Source organism: Streptomyces spinoverrucosus, assembly GCF_006539505.1.
In the GTDB taxonomy this organism is placed as follows: domain Bacteria; phylum Actinomycetota; class Actinomycetes; order Streptomycetales; family Streptomycetaceae; genus Streptomyces; species Streptomyces spinoverrucosus.
The window spans coordinates 80,202-97,770 of sequence record NZ_BJND01000002.1 but is presented as its reverse complement, the minus strand read 5'-3'; the positions used below and the strand labels follow the sequence as shown (position 1 = coordinate 97,770).

16 protein-coding genes are annotated in these 17,569 nt (G+C 71.5%); 6 read left to right on the top strand and 10 right to left on the bottom strand.

The features are described 5' to 3' along the window. Positions 1 to 1,364, top strand: a 1,364-nt coding sequence (locus SSP24_RS00480; RefSeq protein ID WP_141306515.1) for an IS200/IS605 family element transposase accessory protein TnpB, incomplete at its 5' end; no start/stop codon positions are given. A 35-nt stretch (positions 1,365 to 1,399) separates the two neighbouring features. Further along, positions 1,400 to 1,606, top strand: a complete 207-nt coding sequence (locus tag SSP24_RS00475) for a hypothetical protein (RefSeq protein WP_141306514.1) — start codon at positions 1,400 to 1,402, stop codon at positions 1,604 to 1,606. Here the strand turns inward: SSP24_RS00475 and SSP24_RS00470 are convergent. The 3 genes from SSP24_RS00470 to SSP24_RS00460 form a co-directional block, all read right to left on the bottom strand. Continuing rightward, positions 1,600 to 2,208: a hypothetical protein gene (locus SSP24_RS00470; protein WP_141306513.1), complete on the bottom strand. Its 609-nt coding sequence runs from the start codon at positions 2,206 to 2,208 to the stop codon at positions 1,600 to 1,602. The genes SSP24_RS00475 and SSP24_RS00470 overlap by 7 nt on opposite strands. A gap of 131 nt (positions 2,209 to 2,339) precedes the next feature. Beyond that, entirely contained in the window at positions 2,340 to 3,515 is a 1,176-nt protein-coding gene (locus SSP24_RS00465) for a Cmx/CmrA family chloramphenicol efflux MFS transporter (protein WP_141306512.1), read from the bottom strand. A gap of 260 nt (positions 3,516 to 3,775) precedes the next feature. Next, on the bottom strand, positions 3,776 to 4,864 hold the full coding sequence (locus SSP24_RS00460; protein WP_141306511.1) for a LacI family DNA-binding transcriptional regulator: 1,089 nt from the start codon (positions 4,862 to 4,864) through the stop codon (positions 3,776 to 3,778). A 145-nt stretch (positions 4,865 to 5,009) separates the two neighbouring features. Here SSP24_RS00460 and SSP24_RS00455 point away from each other — a divergent pair, with 145 nt between their 5' ends. Then, entirely contained in the window at positions 5,010 to 7,619 is a 2,610-nt protein-coding gene (locus SSP24_RS00455) for a PA14 domain-containing protein (protein ID WP_167529469.1), read from the top strand. Positions 7,620 to 7,689: 70 nt separating this feature from the next. Here SSP24_RS00455 and SSP24_RS00450 read toward each other — a convergent pair whose 3' ends face one another. Continuing rightward, positions 7,690 to 8,850 carry a S1 family peptidase gene (locus tag SSP24_RS00450; RefSeq protein WP_141306510.1) on the bottom strand — a complete coding sequence of 387 codons (1,161 nt, stop codon included), beginning with the start codon at positions 8,848 to 8,850 and terminating at the stop codon, positions 7,690 to 7,692. Positions 8,851 to 9,028: 178 nt separating this feature from the next. Further along, positions 9,029 to 9,469 carry a hypothetical protein gene (locus SSP24_RS00445; RefSeq protein ID WP_229864814.1) on the bottom strand — a complete coding sequence of 147 codons (441 nt, stop codon included), beginning with the start codon at positions 9,467 to 9,469 and terminating at the stop codon, positions 9,029 to 9,031. 268 nt (positions 9,470 to 9,737) lie between these two features. Between SSP24_RS00445 and SSP24_RS00440 the strand changes: the two genes are divergently transcribed. From SSP24_RS00440 to SSP24_RS00430, 3 genes are all read left to right on the top strand, one after another. Then, entirely contained in the window at positions 9,738 to 11,132 is a 1,395-nt protein-coding gene (locus SSP24_RS00440) for a diacylglycerol/lipid kinase family protein (protein ID WP_229864815.1), read from the top strand. Positions 11,133 to 11,239: 107 nt separating this feature from the next. Beyond that, the gene (locus SSP24_RS00435; RefSeq protein WP_141306507.1) at positions 11,240 to 11,491 is read left to right on the top strand and encodes a DUF6400 family protein; all 252 of its coding nucleotides are present in this window, start codon (positions 11,240 to 11,242) and stop codon (positions 11,489 to 11,491) included. Then, entirely contained in the window at positions 11,475 to 11,705 is a 231-nt protein-coding gene (locus SSP24_RS00430) for a hypothetical protein (RefSeq protein WP_141306506.1), read from the top strand. Before SSP24_RS00435 ends, SSP24_RS00430 begins: the two co-directional genes overlap by 17 nt. A gap of 284 nt (positions 11,706 to 11,989) precedes the next feature. Here the strand turns inward: SSP24_RS00430 and hypE are convergent, their stop codons facing one another. Genes hypE through hypB form a run of 5 tightly spaced genes read right to left on the bottom strand, consistent with a single transcriptional unit; the run spans position 11,990 to position 17,557 of the window. Then, positions 11,990 to 13,030, bottom strand: a complete 1,041-nt coding sequence (gene hypE / locus SSP24_RS00425) for a hydrogenase expression/formation protein HypE (protein WP_174864557.1) — start codon at positions 13,028 to 13,030, stop codon at positions 11,990 to 11,992. Positions 13,031 to 13,049: 19 nt separating this feature from the next. After that, entirely contained in the window at positions 13,050 to 14,201 is a 1,152-nt protein-coding gene (gene hypD / locus SSP24_RS00420) for a hydrogenase formation protein HypD (RefSeq protein ID WP_141306504.1), read from the bottom strand. Continuing rightward, positions 14,198 to 14,497 (bottom strand): HypC/HybG/HupF family hydrogenase formation chaperone, encoded by a 300-nt coding sequence (locus SSP24_RS00415; RefSeq protein WP_141306503.1) that lies wholly within the window; start codon positions 14,495 to 14,497, stop codon positions 14,198 to 14,200. Before SSP24_RS00415 ends, hypD begins: the two co-directional genes overlap by 4 nt. 10 nt (positions 14,498 to 14,507) lie before the next feature. Further along, a complete protein-coding gene (gene hypF, locus SSP24_RS00410; RefSeq protein WP_141306502.1) occupies positions 14,508 to 16,865 on the bottom strand; it encodes a carbamoyltransferase HypF in 2,358 nt (785 codons plus the stop codon). Continuing rightward, entirely contained in the window at positions 16,862 to 17,557 is a 696-nt protein-coding gene (gene hypB / locus SSP24_RS00405; RefSeq protein ID WP_141306501.1) for a hydrogenase nickel incorporation protein HypB, read from the bottom strand. Before hypB ends, hypF begins: the two co-directional genes overlap by 4 nt. Between the last annotated feature and the right edge of the window lie 12 nt (positions 17,558 to 17,569).

The window sequence follows — 17,569 nt, the reverse complement described above, 5'->3', positions numbered from 1 at the left end:
CCCACGACCAGTGGGCGCTCGCACGGCGGGGCCAGCTTGCGCACATCCAGAGCCTTCAAGCCGGGATCGCGACGATCACGCACCGGCTGTCCCGGCCCGTTGGCGAGAAAGGCACCAGGCAGGCGCCGGGCGGCTACCACACCCGGCGGGAGTGGTTCGCCAAGTCCCGCCGCCTGCACCTGCTCGAAGACCGGCTCCAGGCAGCCCGGGCAGACCGTGAGGCAGGTGTCGTGCACGTGGTGCGCGGCGGGAAGCGGCTGCTGAACACCCGCCACCATCTGAAGGCCGCCCAGCTCAGCGAGGCCGAGTGGCGTGCCCGGTGGGAGGCCGGGCGGCGGTTCCTGCAGGCCGATGGCGAATCCGGGAAGCGGTACGGCAACGAGTCCATCCGCGTCACCGACGACGGCGAAGTCTCCCTCAAGCTCCCCGCGACCCTGGCGCACCTGGCGAACGCGCCGCACGGCCGCTATGTCCTCGCCGCCCGCGTGAGCTTCCCGCACCGGGGCGAGCAATGGCGCGACCGGATCACCGCCAACCAGGCCGTCGCCTACCGCATCCACGAAGACGTAGGCCGGGCCCGCTGGTACCTGACCGCGTCGTGGACGATTCCGTCGGTCAGTACGGTGCCGTTGGCCACGGCCCGCGCGAGGGGCCTGATCGGGGTGGATACCAACGCCGACCACCTGGCCGCCTGGCGTCTCGACGAACACGGCAACCCCGTCGGCGAGCCGCTCCGGTTCGGCTACGACCTCACCGGCACCGCCGACCATCGCGACGCGCAAGTCCGGCACGCCCTGATCCGCCTGCTGCACTGGGCCAAGCGCCATGGCCTCGCGGTCGCGGTCGAGGACCTCGACTTCCAAGCGGAGAAGACCCGGGAGAAGCACGGCCGCCGCAAGCGGTTCCGCAACCTCATCTCCGGCATGCCTACCTCCAGGCTGCGGGCCCGGCTCGTGTCCATGGCGGCCGAACTCGGCATCACCATCGTCGCCGTCGACCCGGCCTACACCTCCAAGTGGGGCTCCCAGCACTGGCAGAGACCCCTCACCAGCAACAATCGCAAGGCCACTCGCCACGACGCAGCCGCCGTGGCGATCGGCAGACGCGCCCTGGGGCACCCGATCCGGCGACGGACGGCACCGCCCCCACACGACCGGAGTGATCGTGTGGGGCATCGGACCGTCCAGGCCCGACCGGGCATCCCCGGGCGTGAGGGAAACCGCCCCCGCATCCCCGGACCACGGACACGATCCGTGCGCGCCGGACGCGGCGAGAACGCGGTGGACCAGAATGCCCAACACCGTTCGGGGCATTCGGCTGAGCAGGGGTCCTGGCAACAGGACTCACTCCCGCTCAGTCTCTAGGAACGGTCCCGACCGGACGATGCCAGCCTGTCCCCATGAAGCGTTGGCAGTCAGCGATCGGACTCCTGTTGTGCCTGTCGGCCATGCAGCAGGCCAGCACTCTGTCCTACCCGGCGTTCTGGAACGACGTAGGCCTGCTCGGGTTCATCTTCTTCCTCGTGATGCTGTGCGTCGGACCGAGGGGGCTGAGCAGGAAGCGGGGAGACGCGCAGGAAAAGGATGCCCAACCGCCCGGTCAGTAGAGCTTGTTGACGGCCTTCACGGTCGTGGCCTTGAAGTCGGCGACCTGGGCGTGCTCGAAGGTGCCCATCTGCGCCCACTTGACGACTGTCACGGTCCTGCCGTCCCGGCCGACCGAGAACAGGGCGATGTCGGAGGCACCCCATTCCCACACCGTGTGGATGCCGTAGACGTGGGCGCCCTCCTCGACGTTCAGCCGGCCGTAGTACTTCTCGGCCGCCGTCACGTCGGGGTACTGCTCCATCAGGTTCTCGGCGCAGTCGGCGAGCTCCTTGCGCAGCAGCGCGGCGAACTCCTTGGCCCGCCGCTCGTTCCGCTCCACCACCGTGACCTGCAGGGCGTTGGTGTCGAACTCTGTCCAGTAGGTGCGGTGCGTGGCGATCGACGGCAGCGCCTCGCCCACGCAGATCGGCAGCGGATCCGGCTGCCCGGCGGTGACGGGCCCCGCGTACCAGGACGACGTCGGGTGCGGCGGCAGCTGGCCCGGCGCCAGGAACCGGGGTGTGCCGGAGGCGGCCGGGCCGGCGGCCGCCGGGACAGCGGTCAGGGCGACAGCGGCCCCGACCGTCAGGGCGGCGATGCCAAGTCGGGCACGGACGTTCATGATTCCCCCAGAGTGTCGTGCGCTTTCGCGGCGTTACGTTTCATACGACCCGCTTCAACGGGCTTTCGTTGTCCTGCGCGGTTGTCACAACTCGGTCTCATATGTCATCAAGGCGTAACAAGCGGCCGTGATCACCGATTTGTGTGGCGTGTCAGGTCAGTGACCCGTGCGATGCCTCCGGCCACCAACGCCCCGCCCACCAGCCCCGCACTGACCCACAGCGGCGAGCGATAGCCCAGGCCCGCCTCGATGGCGGCCCCGCCCACGACCGGACCGAGCGCCGCACCGGCGTTCAGCGCCGCCGTCGCGAACGACCCGCCGAGCGTCGGAGCCTCCGGCGCCGCGTACACCGACTGCGTGATCAGCGTCGATCCGACGGCGAACGACAACGCGCCCTGCACCACGACCAGCGTCAGCGCAGCCACGGCGTTGCCCGCCGTGACGGCGAACAGCGCCCAGCCGACAACCAGCGCGACCCCGCCCGGCAGCAGCAGACGCATCGGCCTGTCGTCCGACATCCGCCCGCCCAGGCTCACGCCCGCGAACGCCCCGAGCCCGAACAGCGCGAGCACCACCGGCACCCAGCCCGCAGCGAAGCCACCGACCTGCGTCACCACCGGAGCCAGATAGGTGAACGTGCAGAACGTGGCGGCGTTCACCAGAGCCGCCAGCAGCAGAAACACCTGCAACCGGGTGCGGCGCAGCGCCCGCAGCTCACGCCCGGCACTCGGCGCCTCACCAGCGGTCTCCTCCTCGACCGGCGCCCGACCGGGCACCGATCGCATGACGGCGAAGACGACGGGCACGCAGATCAGCGCGACCGCCCAGAAGGCCGACCGCCACGACCACATCTGGCCCAGCACAGCGCCGCCCGGTACACCGGCGACGCAGGCCAGCGTGACCCCGGACAGCAGCACGGAGATGGCCCGGCCCTTGGCGTCGGGACGCACCATGCTCGTCGCGGTCGCCATGCCGACCGCGAGGAACCCGGCGTTCGCCAGCGCACCGACGACGCGCGACACCAGCAGCACGGTGAAGCTGGTGGTGACCGCGCCGACGACGTGGACGGCCATGAAGGCGACCAGGAAGACCAGCAGGGCACGCCGCCTGGGCCGGCGAAGACTCAGCGCGGCCATCAACGGCGCACCGACGATCATCCCGACGGCGAAGGCCGAGGTCAGCGCCCCGGCGGCGGGAATGGACACCTGAAGATCACGCGCGATGCCCGGCAGCAGACCGGACAGCATGAACTCGGACGTGCCCTGGGCGAAGACGGCAAGACCGAGCATGTAGACAGCGAGAGGCACAGCAGCACTCCAGCGCAGAGGAACGAACCGGAGGACGGCACGCGGAACCACGCCCGTGCGGATGCACGCGGCAGGACATGCGTCGTCCGTCGTCCGGAAGAGGACAGCCCGAACGCGGTGCTCCGGCGGCAGGTACGACGGACGACGGCGCGGGGCCCTTTAAGAAGCGGCGGCGCGTCACGCGGTACGGCAGAGTGCCACCGGAGAACCGGTGGCTAGCGTCTGGATGCCTCAGGGCTGGACATGGCCCCCGACCCTAATCACGAACCGCCCGCCCCGCCACCGAATTGATCCCGGACCCCAGCGACGCCGGGCCGCCCCGCCTCACCCCGCCCCACCGTGCTCTCCCGCTCCACCAACCGGAACCCAGGAGCCAGATCCCGCCTGCCGGAACCCTTCGACTCGCCCGAGCCCCCCGCCAACGCCCCCAGCACCGACGCCACCGCCAACCGCGCGATAGCCCCCTTGTCCGGCGACACCGTGGTCAGCGACACCGCCCCGAACCGCCCCTCGGCGATGTCGTCGAACCCCACCACGGCGACATCCTCCGGCACCCGCAACCCCCGCTCGTGCAGCGCCCGCAGCACCCCGATGGCGATCAGGTCGTTGAACGCGAACACGGCATCGGGCCGCACCCCCGAGTCCAGCAGCCGGGCCATCGCCCGCGCCCCGCCCTCCCGCCCCCACCCCTTGCCGCGCACCACCAGGCTGTCCGGCGCCGGCACCCCGGCGGCCGTCAACTCCGCGCGCCAGCCCGCGAGTCGCAGCTCGGCCGGACGGTTCGCCGAGTCCGTATCGGCGCCGACATAGGCGATGCGGGTGCGGCCGAGGTCGAGCAGATGCCGTACCGCCGCGCGCGCCGCGGCCACGTTGTCGATCGCGATGTGGTCGTAGGGGGCGTCGTACTCCCGCTCGCCGAGCAGCACCAGCGGCACCTCGTCGGACCGCCCCGCCAGGTCGGCGTCCTGAAGTTCGAACGGGCTGAGGATGATTCCGTCGATCACCCGGGTCCGGAACCCCTGACTGGCCAGCACTTCCTGCTCGCGCCGGCCACCGGTGCGGTCCAGCAGGACCGTGTACTCGTGCTCGCCCGCCGCGTCGATCACGGCCTCGGCGAGTTCGGCGAAGTAGGGGTTGGCCAGCTCGGGCACGGCCAGCGCGATGATGCCCGTACGTCCCCTGCGCAGATGGCGTGCAGTGGGGTTGGGCCGGTAGCCGAGCGCGTCGATGGCCTGCTGGACCCGGGCCCGGGTGGCGGGGGTGACGTGCGGATGGTCGTTCACGACGTTGGACACGGTCTTGATCGAGACGCCCGCGCGCTCCGCCACGTCCTTCAGGCTCACCGGCATCAGGTCTCCTCGTTGTCATGAACCTGGACAGCGCTCAGAAGCCGTGCTGTCATGCCAACTGCTGCATTTGCAACGTTGTACAGACCGACGCAGTGAGCCGCCACCCTTCCTGAGCATCAGCATCACCATCAGCCAAGGAGGATTCGTGCGCATCGGACAGTTGAGACTCAGAGACCGCCTCGCGCTACTGATAGCGGCCGTGCTGGGCACCGCGGGACTGGCCGCCACCCCCGCCGCCACCGCGGCCGACGACCCCGTCGAGGCCCACGGCCTCAAGGGCGAGTACTACACCCACTCGGCACCCGGCACCTTCGACTTCCACGAGCTCAGAGCCACCGGTTTCGACCCGCAACTCGACTTCGACTCCCTGGAGTCCCGCCTCAAGGCCGCCACCGGCCGGTCCGACGACGTCAGCGTCCGCTGGACCGGTCGTCTCGTGCCGGAGCAGACCGGACCCACCACCTTCTCGATCATCGGTGACAACGGGTTCCGGCTGTGGATCGACGGCAAGCCGGTCATCGACCACTGGGTGGACGACTGGGACCGCGAACAGACCAGCGCACCCGTCGAGTTGACGGCGGGCCGGTCGTACGACATCAAGGTCGAGTACTTCGAGCACTACGGAGGCTCCAACCTCCACCTGCGCTGGACCCCGCCCAACGGCACCAAGACGGCCGTCCCGCAGTCGGCCTTCCGCCTCCCCGAGGGCTACGACTACGACGGCGCCATCGCCACCACCGTCCTACAGGACGGCCGTACCCTCCGACTCGACTTCGCCCAGGAACTCGCCGCACCGCCCGCCGGCCTCACCGACCACCTCGACGCCGTGATCGGCGGCGCCACCTGGCCACTGGGCGCGGCCCGGGTGGACCCAACGGCCCCGACCTCCCTGCTCGTCACCCTCGACGAACCCGTCGTCGGCAACAAGACCGGCACCGCTCCGGGCCTCGCGGACGTCCGCTACGACGGCGAGGGCGGCCTGACCGCGCGGGACGGCAACGTTGTCAACGCCTTCTGGAGCAGCGGCCCGAACCGCTCCACCCACCAGCTGCGCACCCCCTGGGCCGACGACGTCACCCCGGCCAACGCCCACCGCGAGTACCCCCGCCCCCAGCTCACCCGGAACGCCTGGCGCAACCTCAACGGCACCTGGCAGTTCGCGGCCGCGAGCGCGGGGGAGGAGCCGCCGTTCGGCCGGAACCTCGACGAGCGGATCCTCGTCCCGTACCCCGTCGAGTCCCAGCTGTCGGGGATCGAACGGCACGAGGACCGCATGTGGTACCGCCGCACCTTCACCGTCCCGTCCGACTGGCGGATCGGCGGCGGAAAGCGGCTCCAGCTGAATTTCGGCGCCGTCGACTGGCAGTCCGAGGTCTACGTCAACGGCACCAAGGTCGCCTCTCACAAGGGCGGTTACGACAAGTTCTCCGCCGACATCACCGACGCCCTCGTCCCCGGCCGCACCCAGGAACTCATCGTCGGCGTCTACGACCCGACGGACTCGGCGAACGGCGAGAACCCGCCCCTCGGCAAGCAGCGCCTCGACCCGAGCGGCATCTGGTACACACCCTCGTCCGGCATCTGGCAGACGGTGTGGCTGGAACCGGTCGCCGCCGACCACGTCGACGGCCTCAAGCTCACCCCGGACGTGGACTCCGGCACCCTGACCGTCGAGCCGCAGGGCATCCGCTCCGGCCTCCCGGTCACCGCCACGGCGTACGTCGGTGACCGCCGCGTCGCCACGGCCCGCGGCCGCAGCGGCGAACCCCTCACCCTGCGCATCCCGCGCCCACGCCTGTGGTCACCCGACGATCCGTTCCTGTACGACCTGAAGGTGAGCGTCGGCGGCGACCGCGTCGGCAGCTACTTCGGGATGCGCTCCGTCGAGGTGCGGAAGATCGACGGCGTCCCCCGCACCCTCCTCAACGGCGAGCCCGTCTTCCTGATGGCCACCCTCGACCAGGGCTTCTGGCCGGACGGCCTGCACACCGCCCCGACCGACGAAGCCCTTGCGTACGACCTGAAGATGCACAAGAAGATGGGCTTCAACTCGGTCCGTAAGCACATCAAGGTCGAACCCGACCGCTGGTTCTACTGGGCCGACCGCCTCGGTCTCCTCGTCTGGCAGGACATGCCCGCGATGACGGCCGGGGTGAACCCGAGCGCCGCGGCCCGCGCGCAGTACGAGCACGAGATGAAGGAGATGATCGACGAACACATCAGCAGCCCCTCGATCGTCATGTGGGTCACCTTCAACGAGGGCTGGGGCCAGTACGACGTCGGCCGCATCGCCGCCCAGGCCAAGGTCTGGGACCCGACCCGCCTGGTCAACAACCAGTCCGGCCTCAACCTCGGCGCCGACGGCGGCACCGGCGACATCATGGACGAACACGGCTATCCCAGCCCCGCCCTGCCGCCCCACCCCGACGGCGAACGGGCCCTGGTCAGCGGCGAGTACGGCGGCCTCGGCCTCGCGGTACCCGGCCACGCCTGGCCCGTGCAGCAGTCGTACATCGACGTCGACCCGGCCACGTACACGGACGACTACCTCGACAAACTCGCCGAGGTGCGGGCCCTGGTGTGCCGGGGGAGCAACGGCGCCGTCTACACGCAGATCTCGGACGTCGAGGGTGAGCTGAACGGCCTGCTGACGTACGACCGCAAGGTCGTCAAGCCGGATGTACGACGGCTCGCGGCGGCGCACGAGGCACTGATCGAGGACGCGTCCCGGGCGACACCGGCCGGTTGCGTGTGACGTAAGCCAGATACAGACACAGGAGGGTTCCGCCGGTCGCCCGGCGGAACCCTCGCTGCTTTCCGATGCCTCAGGCCGTGTGCAGCCTCAGCCCATACCGGTTGAGGATCTCGTTGACCGGCTGGAACCAGGTCTCCCCGCCGCCGGAGCAGTTCCCCCAGCCGCCGGAGGTGACGCCCTGCGCCTGGTCACCGCTGATGAACGAGCCGCCGGAGTCGCCGGGTTCGGCGCAGACGCTGGTCTTCGTCATCTGGTGCACCGCGCCCTGGCTGTAGTTGACGGTCTCGTTCTTGGCCAGCACGGTGCCGCAGTGCCAGTGCGTGGTGGAGCCGGACCGGCAGATGGAGGTGCCGACGGGCGCCTCGGCCGAGCCGCGCACGAGCCGGTCGGGGACCGTGCCCCAGCCGAGCACCACCGGGACGGTCCACCAGCCGCTGCCGACGTTGACCCAGGCGTAGTCGTTGCCGGGGAACGAGGACCCCTGGAACGAACCGATGTGCGTGCCGTCCCAGCCCCGGACGGCGCCGCCGACCCCGCCGCAGTGTCCGGCGGTGACGAACCCGCCGTGCACCGAGAAGCCGATGGAGCAGCGGACGTTGCCGGTGTAGTACGGGTCGCCGCCGACGGTACCGGCCGCGAACGTGCGTGGCGCGGCCGGCACCGTCTGCACGGTCACCGGACCGGCCTCACGGGCGCGGGCGACAAAACGCCGGACATCGTTGTCGGATCCTCGGCTCTCGACGACGTTCACCACGACCGAGTTGGCCGCCGGGTCGACGTGCCAACTGCTCACGCCCTGGGGTGCGTTGAGCCGGTCGATACGCGCCGACGTCGCGTCGAGCTCGCGTGCGCTGTGCTCCACGGTGCGGACGTTCGCGCCGGTGGAGCGGACGGCCCGTACGGTCGCGGCCGGGGCGTCGGAGGTGACGGCCACGGTCAGCCGTTCGCTGGCGGCGTCGAACCACGAACCGCCGTAGGCGGCTCCGGCGGCCCGGCGGGCGGCGGGCGCGATGTCCCGGGCGTCGGCCTCGGCCGCCAACCGCGCCTCGGCCTTGGCCTCGGTCAGGCCGAGGTCCCGCTGCATCGCCCGGATCAGTCCCGCGGAGGCCTGCGGTGCGTCGGCCGTGGGGGCGGAGTCGTTCGCCGAGGCCGGGAGGGTTCCTGCGGCGGTCCAGCTGCCCAGCATGAGGAGAGCGGCCAGACCGGCATGCATGAGTCGCTTGCGTCTCAAGGGAGTTGCCCTTCGTCGTTCCAGCAAGGTGGGGGTGGAACAACCGCAAACTGAGAGCGCTCTCACAGGGTTTGGGCAGAGCTTAGCCAGGCATGCCTATCAGGTCCATGCCAATGCAGGCCTTATTGGTACGGGCCTTGTTGGCGTGGACCTTCCTACTGCCGGTGCTGTCCTCGGCTCAGCTCCACAGGGGGTACGTGACCACCTTCGGGAACCCCTCCGGCCTGCCGTCCGTGTAGGTCAGGCTGATCTTGCCGTACTGCCGCAGGTCCGGGTTCTTCTTCCACGGCTTCGGGTCGTCCAGCCGCACGGTCACGGGGTACGAGTGGAACCGGCCCGCCGCGCAGTACGGCTTGCAGTCGTTGACCCAGTTGACCCCCTTGGCCACCGCCGCGCGCCCATCCCAGCGCGACCACTCCAGGAGGTCGAGACGGCTGTTGCCGTCACCGCAGGCCAGCATGAACTCGGCGGGACGCACCTCGGGGCGCCAGAAGCAGTCGACCAGCACCGGATCCTTCGACTCCTGCTGGACCGGGCGTGGCTTCGACGGGGCGCCGGAGGCGGTGCCCAGGGTCGCTGCGAGCGCTGCCGCGGCACAGAGCGTGATGGCCGCCCTCATGCTGTGCCTCTTCATATCTGCTCCCCGCCGTTGGTCCGCGTCCGCGCTGCATTGCGTTGCGTCAGTGTGCCGTCTTTTCCGGGTCGACTCGTTCCGACGCTACGACCGTGTGGAGGAATGCACCACTCGAACGGAGCAGAGATGCGCCGTCACGGCCCTGCACGCGCCCCCTGTCCCCTCTACGCGGCCCTTCACCCGCATGAGACCTTGGGAACCGCACGGACGGCGACGCCGGCCGGCGCCGAACGGTCGCGTGTGGAGGGGACCTGTGGGATCGACATCGGTGGAGCGGCGGCACAACCAACAGATCTGGGCCGCCAGGGGAGCCCTCGCGGCGGCGGGCCTGGCGGTACTGCTGCCGCTGGTGCAGGGCGGCGTCGGCGGCCTGGTCCTGCTCGTCGTGGGGCTCGCAGGCCTCGGTCTCACCTGTGCCGCACTGTGGTGGGCCCTGTCCCGCCGCGGGCCCGCACGGGTCGCCGCCGCCCTGCTGGCCATAGCCACCCCTGTCGGCGTGATCGCGATGTTCGAGCGGGCGAACCTCCTGTGGGTGGTCACCGTCTCCGGGCTGCTGTGGTGCGCGGCCGTGTGGAGCGGCCGGTACGCGCTGCGCAGCACCGGTCTGCGGCAGGGGCGGCTCAAGGAGTACCGGACCCCGCCCCCGCAGCGCCCCTTCCTCCTGCTCAATCCGCGTTCCGGCGGTGGCAAGGTGGAGAAGTTTGCGCTGCGCGAGAAGGCCGAGAGCCTCGGTGCCCGGGTCGTGCTGCTGGACCCCGAGCACCACCAGGACGTCGCCGCACTCGCGCGACAGGCCGTGGCCGACGGCGCCGACCTGCTGGGGGTCGCGGGCGGTGATGGCACCCAGGCGCTGGTCGCGGCGGTGGCCGCGGAGCACGGACTGCCGTTCCTGGTGATCTCGGCCGGCACCCGCAACCACTTCGCGATGGACCTCGGCCTGGACCGCGACGACCCCGCCACCTGCCTCGACGCGCTCACCGACGGCGTCGAACTCCGCGTGGACCTGTGCTTCGCGGGCGACCGCCCGTTCGTCAACAACGCCTCGTTCGGGGTGTACGGCGCGGTCGTGCAGAGCCCCGGCTACCGCGACGACAAGGTGGGTACGGCGCTGGAGCTGCTGCCCGACCTGCTCACCCGGCAGCGCGGGCCACGCTTGACCGCCCATGCCGACGGCACGACGTTCACCGACCCGCAGGCCGTGCTGGTGAGCAACAACCCGTACCGCATCGACGACCCCCTCGGTTTCGGCCGGCGCCAGCGGCTGAACTCCGGCAGGCTCGGCGTGCTCTCCGTGAAGGTGGACAGCGCCATCGAGGCGGCCGAGCTGCTGCTCGACCCGCAGGGGTTCGGGGCGTTCACGGCCCACGAGGTGATCATCGACGCCGACGCGCCGCAGCTGGAGGTCGGCCTCGACGGCGAGGCCATCACCCTGAGCACCCCCGTGCGCTGCCGCATCGAACGCCGTGCCCTGCGCGTACGCGTCCCCCGCGAGCGGCCCGGCGTCCCCGACCTGCCGCCCCGCCTGGACTGGCGCCGACTGCGCAAGCTGGCGGCCGCGGTGGGTCGTACGGCCGTACCCGCACGCCCCTGGCCGACCAGCCGCCCGCACCGCGACGAACCGGCACACCGGGACGATCAGGCGGCCTGACCTCCTCCGTCCCAGCGATGGCATCCGTCACATCCGCTTCACCCGGGACATCACGCCTGGTAGACGTGGCTGGGCCAGTACGTTCCCCCGTGAAAGCACCGCCCCCCATGGATGACAGCGCCACCCCCGACCTCGTGCCGTTCACCATCGACCTGACGCGGGAGGAAGCCCGCCGGCGGGCCGAGGTGGTGGCGGCGCTCGGGCCCCACTGGGACCCGGTGGCCGCGCTGCGGTCGGAGGAGGCGGCCCACGCCCTGCTGTACTCCGACCTCAGCGAGGAACAGGAGCGGACGTACGCCATGCTGGTGGCGGCCGGTGTGCTGCCGGAACGGGACGCGGGCGATGCGGCTGCCCATTGATCCGCAGGCCGACCGGGCCCGCCGCGCCTGGGTGCCCTGCCCAGCCTGCGACGACGCCCGCGACTGCGTGACCTGCGCCGCGCGCCGCACCTGCCCGACGCACTGGCGCTACCTCATAGGCAACGACGGCCCCCGCGTCCACCTCCAGTGCCCCGCCTGCACCTATACCTGGACCCTCGACACCCGCCCGGGCCGACGCGCCCCGACCGGCTGACGCAGCGCCCGGGGTTCAGCAGATCCGCGGCAGCTGCTCGCCCAGCGACATGTCCACCACCGGCGTCCCGCCGAGCCGGGTGCGGGCGACGGCCATGCCTGGCTGCACCTATACCTGGACCCTCGACACCCGCCCGGGCCGACGCGCCCCGACCGGCTGACGCAGCGCCCGGGGTTCAGCAGATCCGCGGCAGCTGCTCGCCCAGCGACATGTCCACCACCGGCGTCCCGCCGAGCCGGGTGCGGGGCACGGCCATGCCCGGCTGCACCTACACCTCGGGCCGTTCAGCAGATCCGCGGCAGCTGCTCGCCCAGCGGCATGTCCACCACCCGCGTCCCGCCGAGCCCGGTGCGGGCCACCACCATGCCCGGGTGGTCCGCGACCACCTCACCGATGATCGCCGCCTCGGATCCCCGCTCGTGGGCCCTCATCGCGGCGAGGACCGCGTCGGCGTGCTCGCGGGGGACGAAGGCGACGAGCTTGCCCTCGTTGGCCACGTACATCGGGTCGAGGCCCAGCATGGCGCAGGCGCTGGCCACGGGAGGCGGCACCGGCACGGCACGCTCCTGGACGACGACCCCGCACCCGGCGGCCGTGGCGATCTCGTTGAGTGAGGCGGCCAGGCCCCCGCGGGTGGGGTCGCGCAGCACATGCAGGTCCGGTGTGACGGCGAGCATCGCCTCGACGAGCCCGCCGAGCGGCGCACAGTCGCTGACGATCTCGACCTCGAACCGCAGGTTCTCCCGCTCGCTCATGATGGCCACGCCGTGCACGCCGACGAACCCGCTGACGATGACCACGTCCCCGGGGACGACCCGCTCCGGGCGCAGATCGACGCCGGCCGGGATCAGGCCGATTCCGGAGGTGTTGATGTAGACCCCGTCGCCGTGCCCGGCCTCGACGACCTTGGTGTCGCCGGTCACGACCCGGACCCCGGCGGCCCGTGCGGCGGCACCGAGCGCCTCGGCCACCTTGGCGACGGTGTCGATCTCGACTCCCTCCTCCAGAATGAGCCCGCACGAGAGGAAGGCCGGGTCGGCCCCGCTCATGGCGAGGTCATTGACCGTGCCGTTGACGGCGAGGTCACCGATGCTGCCGCCGGGGAAGAACAGCGGCCGTACGACGAAGGAGTCGGTGGAGAAGGCGAGCCGCGCCCCGCCGAGCTCGACGGTCGCGGAGTCGGTCAGCGGAGCCGGTTCCTGCCCACCGAGCCCGGGCACGATGACCTGCTCGATCAGCTCGGCCGACATGGCACCGCCCCCGCCGTGGCCCATGACCACACGCGGCCGGTCCCGCAGGGGCGCCGGGCAGGTCCAGGAGAGCATGTCCGGCTCGGCGCTGGTCTCAGACAAGGGAGCTGCCCTCCTGGCTCGGGGCCGTCACGGTCACCGGCGTCGCCCGCTCCGGCAGGTCCAGCCGCCGGTACAGGTAGTACGCCGCGCAGGCCCCCTCGCTGGACACCATCGTCGCCCCCAGCGGCGTACGCGGAGTGCACGTCGTACCGAACGCTTCGCACTCGTGCGGCTTCAGCAGCCCCTGCAACACCTCACCGCTGCGGCACTCCGCAGGCTCCCGTGTCGTGATGTCCCCGACCTGGAAGCGGTCCTCGGCATCGAAGTCCCGGTAACGCTCGGAGAGCCGCCAGCCGCTGTCGGGGATGACGCCGATGCCGCGCCAGGCCCGGTCGGTGACCTCGAAGACGTCGTCCAGCATCGCCCGCGCCGCCGGGTTGCCCTCGGGCCGGACCGCACGCGGGTAGGCGTTGTCGACGGTGTGCTCGCCGCGCTCCAGCTGCCGCACGGTCCGCCGTACGCCCTCCAGGATGTCCAGCGGCTCGAACCCGGTCACCACGATCGGCACCCGGAACCGCTCCGCGAGCGCCGGATACTCCTCGACCCCCATCACGCTGCACACATGGCCCGCCGCCAGAAAGCCCTGCACCCGGCAGTCCGGCGACTGCATGATCGCCTCGATCGCGGGCGGCACCCGCACGTGCGAGACGAGCAGGCTGAAGTTGCGGATGCCGCGCTTGCGGGCCTGATGGACCGTCATCGCGTTGGGCGGGGCGGTCGTCTCGAAGCCGATGCCGAAGAACACGACCTGCCGGTCCGGGTTCTCCTCGGCGATCCGCAGCGCGTCCAGCGGCGAGTACACCACCCGCACGTCACCGCCCTCCCCGCGCACCTGGAACAGATCACGCCCGGTCCCCGGAACCCGCAACATGTCACCGAAGGAACAGAAGATCACCTCGGGCCGCGACGCGATCTCCAGCGCCTTGTCGATCACCTCCTGCGGTGTCACACACACCGGACAGCCAGGCCCGTGGATCAACTCCACCTCCTCTGGCAGCAGTTGGTCGATGCCGTGCCGGATGATGGTGTGCGTCTGACCGCCGCACACCTCCATCAACGCCCACGGCCTGCTCACCGTGGCCCTGATGTCTTCCAGCAGCCGCGCCGCCAGCTCGGGATCCTGGAACTCGTCGATGTACTTCACTGCCGCACCTCCCCGGCCTCGGGCTGCGTCGCCTGCGCGGCCTGCTCCCACGGATCGCCGAACTCCTCTTGGAGCATGCCGAGGTTCGCGAACAGCTCCAGCGTCCGGCGGGCCGACTCCTCGTCCAGCCGTTGCAGGGCGAACCCGACATGGACGATGGCGTACTCACCGACCTGAAGGTCCGGCAGGTACTCCAGGCACACCTCCTTGACCACACCGCCGAAATCGACGCTGGCCATGCGGGTGCCGTCCCGCTCCTCGATGCCCAGCACTTTGCCGGGTACTGCCAGGCACATACGTGTCTCCTCACTCACTTGATGCGGGTCGGGCCGCCACGACGAGCTGACCGAGGGCCAGCCCGCCGTCGTTCGGCGGGATCCGGTGGTGCCGCAGGACGGTGAACCCGTCCGCGCGCAGCCCGCGCGCACAGGCCGAGGAGAGCAGCGTGTTGGCGAACACTCCGCCGCTCAGGGCCACGGTCGTGAGCCCCGTCGCCTCACGCGCCGCACCACACACCGCCCGCACCAGCCCGGCGACGGCCAGATGAAAGCGCACCGCGATCACGCCCACCGGAACCCCCGCCCGTACGTCGTCGGCGACCGCCGCCAGCAAGGGCCCGGGATCGGCGGTGACGGGCTCCGCGTCTGCCAGCCGGAAGGCGTACCGCGGGTCGTCGTCCTCGACGACACCGGCGGACACGGCGGCCCCCTCCAACTCGATCGCGGCCTGCGCCTCGTAACCGACGTGGTGACAGACCCCCGCCAGAGACGACACGGCGTCGAAGAGCCGCCCCATGCTGGAGGTGGGGACACAGTTCAGCCCCCGCTCCAACTGCCGTCGAATCAGGGCGAGTTCCCCGGCCGGGCAGGTGGCGACGCACGGCAGGTCCGGGCCGAGCGTGACGCCCGCCGCGTGCAGATGCGCCAGCGCCATGCGATACGGCCGCCGCACCGCCGCGTCCCCACCGGGCAGCGGCACATACGCCAGGTGCGCGAACCGGCGGAAGCCGTCGTAGCCCGCGAGCAGGAACTCACCGCCCCACACCGCCCCGTCGTCCCCGTGCCCGGTGCCGTCGAAGGCGACCCCGATCACCCTGCTGCCCGCCTCCAGGCCATGTTCGGCCATCACGGCGGCGACATGCGCGTGATGGTGCTGGACCCGGACCACGGGGCGCCCGCGCGCCTGCCGCCGCGCCCACGCGCCCGACCGGTACGCCGGGTGCGTGTCGGTGACGAGGAGGGCCGGTCGTACGCCAGTGATGGACTCCAGCTGCCGCTCCGCGCGGTCGAACGCCCGCTGTGTGGCGAGGTCGTCCATGTCCCCGATGTGCGCGGACAGCCAGGCCTTGTCGCCCTGGCCGAGGCAGAAGACGTTCTTCAGGTCGCCGCCGACGGCGAGCGCGGCGGACACGGGGACGGGCAGGCTGACCGGCAGCGGCGCGTATCCGCGCGAGCGGCGCAGCACCAAGGGCTCGCCGTCGCACACCCGCACGACGGAGTCGTCGCACGGCACGTGAATGGGCCGGTCGTGCGTGAGCCACGCGTCGGCCAAGCCCGCGAGCCGTTCGAGGGCCTCGCCGTCGTCGGTGACGATGGGCTCGCCGGAGAGGTTGCCGCTCGTCATCACCAGGAGCCGGGGAGCGCTCTCGCTCCCGAACAGCAGGTGGTGCACCGGCGTGTACGGCAGCATGACGCCGAGGTCCGGGCTGCCGGGCGCCACGGCGTCGGCGGGCACCGGCGGTGCGTGCCGGACGCCCAGCCGCCGCCGCATCAGGACGATCGGCCGCACCCGGCCGGTGAGCAACTCCCGTTCGACGGGCCCGACGTGCACCAGGTGCTCGACGTCCGTGACCTCCCCGGCCATCAGCGCGAACGGCTTGTCCCCGCGTGCCTTGCGACGGCGCAGCCCGGCGACCGCGTCCGGATTCGTCGCATCGCAGGCGAGGTGGTAGCCGCCGACGCCCTTGACCGCGAGAACGGCCCCCGCCGCGAGCAGGTTCTGCGCCGCCTCGACGGGGTCGCCGCCGGGGGCCTCGCCGTAGGCCACGGCCAGACTCAGGCGCGGCCCGCAGTCGGGGCAGGCGACGGGCTGGGCGTGGAAGCGGCGGTCTGCGGGGTCGTGATACTCGCGGCTGCACTCGGGGCACAGGGGGAAGCCCGCCATCGTCGTGTGCTCACGGTCGTACGGCAGACCGGTCACGATGGTGAAGCGCGGCCCGCAGTGCGTGCACGTGATGAAGGGGTGGCGGTGGCGCCGGTCGGCGGGGTCCGTGAGTTCGGCGAGGCAGTCGGCGCAGGTCGCGGTGTCGGGGGCGACCAGGGTCCGGACGGAACCGGTCCTGCGCGAGGGAACGATGGTGAAGCCGCTGCCGCCGATCGGGGGCAGGTCGGTGGCCTCCACCGCCTCCACCATCGCGAGCGGCGGGGCGTCGGAAGCGATCCGCGTACAGAACCGATCGACGGCCTCCGGCGCGCCCTCCACCTCGACGAGCACGCCGTCACCGGTGTTGGTGACGTGACCGGCGAGCCGTAGATCCGTGGCGAGCCCGTACACGTACGGCCGGAAACCCACGCCCTGCACCACACCCCGTACGACGACCCGGGCCCGCCGCACGGCGGCGGTACGGACGTCCGGGACCGCGCGGACCTCCGGCGTCGTGCTCACGCCTCGGCCCGGGCCATCACCGGTGCGTGGACGGACTGCCCCTCGGCCGCCGCCAGCGCCCGGTCGACCAGGACACCGGCGCCCTCACCACTGCGTACGGACGTCAGCACCACCTCGACGCCCGGGTTGACCTGCTGGACATGCGCCCGGAAGGCGACCTCGTCGAACTCGGCCGGTCCGGCCAGGTCGGACTTGGTGACCAGCACCAGCTGGGCCAGCCCGAACGCCGTCGGGTACTTCAGCGGCTTGTCCTCGCCCTCCGTGACCGACGCCAGCACCACCCGCAGCGACTCGCCGAGGTCGTACGAGGCCGGGCACACCAGGTTGCCGACGTTCTCCACGAACAGCAGGCGGGTGTCGTCGGGCAGCCACTCGTGCAGATGTCCGGCGAGCATGTCCGCCTCCAGATGGCACAGCCCGTCGGTGAGCACCTGCTTGACCGGCACACCCGAACGCGCCAGCCGCGCGGCGTCGTTCTCGGTGGCGAGGTCGGCGGTGAGGGCGGCGGTCGGGATGCCGCGCTGCCGGGCGAGCAGCAGCTCCCGCTCCAGCAGGGCCGTCTTGCCACTGCCCGGGCTGGACAGGAGGTTGACCACCGTCGTGCCCCGGGCCGTCAGTTCGGTACGCAGGACGCGGGCCGCCATCGTGTTCTTGGCGAGCACCGCCTGCCGGAGGTCGACTGTGCGGCACATGGTCAGCTCTCC

What these genes read in the sequence shown, in the direction of transcription:
- SSP24_RS00460 (WP_141306511.1), bottom strand. Translation starts at nt 4,864, where the DNA reads ATGCCGGTGAGCCTGAAGGACGTGGCGGAGCGCGCGGGCGTCTCGATC.
- hypB (WP_141306501.1), bottom strand. Translation starts at nt 17,557, where the DNA reads ATGTGCCGCACAGTCGACCTCCGGCAGGCGGTGCTCGCCAAGAACACG.
- SSP24_RS00475 (WP_141306514.1), top strand. Translation starts at nt 1,400, where the DNA reads ATGAAGCGTTGGCAGTCAGCGATCGGACTCCTGTTGTGCCTGTCGGCC.
- SSP24_RS00470 (WP_141306513.1), bottom strand. Translation starts at nt 2,208, where the DNA reads ATGAACGTCCGTGCCCGACTTGGCATCGCCGCCCTGACGGTCGGGGCC.
- hypE (WP_174864557.1), bottom strand. Translation starts at nt 13,030, where the DNA reads ATGCTCTCCTGGACCTGCCCGGCGCCCCTGCGGGACCGGCCGCGTGTG.
- SSP24_RS00445 (WP_229864814.1), bottom strand. Translation starts at nt 9,469, where the DNA reads ATGAGGGCGGCCATCACGCTCTGTGCCGCGGCAGCGCTCGCAGCGACC.
- SSP24_RS00435 (WP_141306507.1), top strand. Translation starts at nt 11,240, where the DNA reads ATGGATGACAGCGCCACCCCCGACCTCGTGCCGTTCACCATCGACCTG.
- SSP24_RS00430 (WP_141306506.1), top strand. Translation starts at nt 11,475, where the DNA reads ATGCGGCTGCCCATTGATCCGCAGGCCGACCGGGCCCGCCGCGCCTGG.
- SSP24_RS00415 (WP_141306503.1), bottom strand. Translation starts at nt 14,497, where the DNA reads ATGTGCCTGGCAGTACCCGGCAAAGTGCTGGGCATCGAGGAGCGGGAC.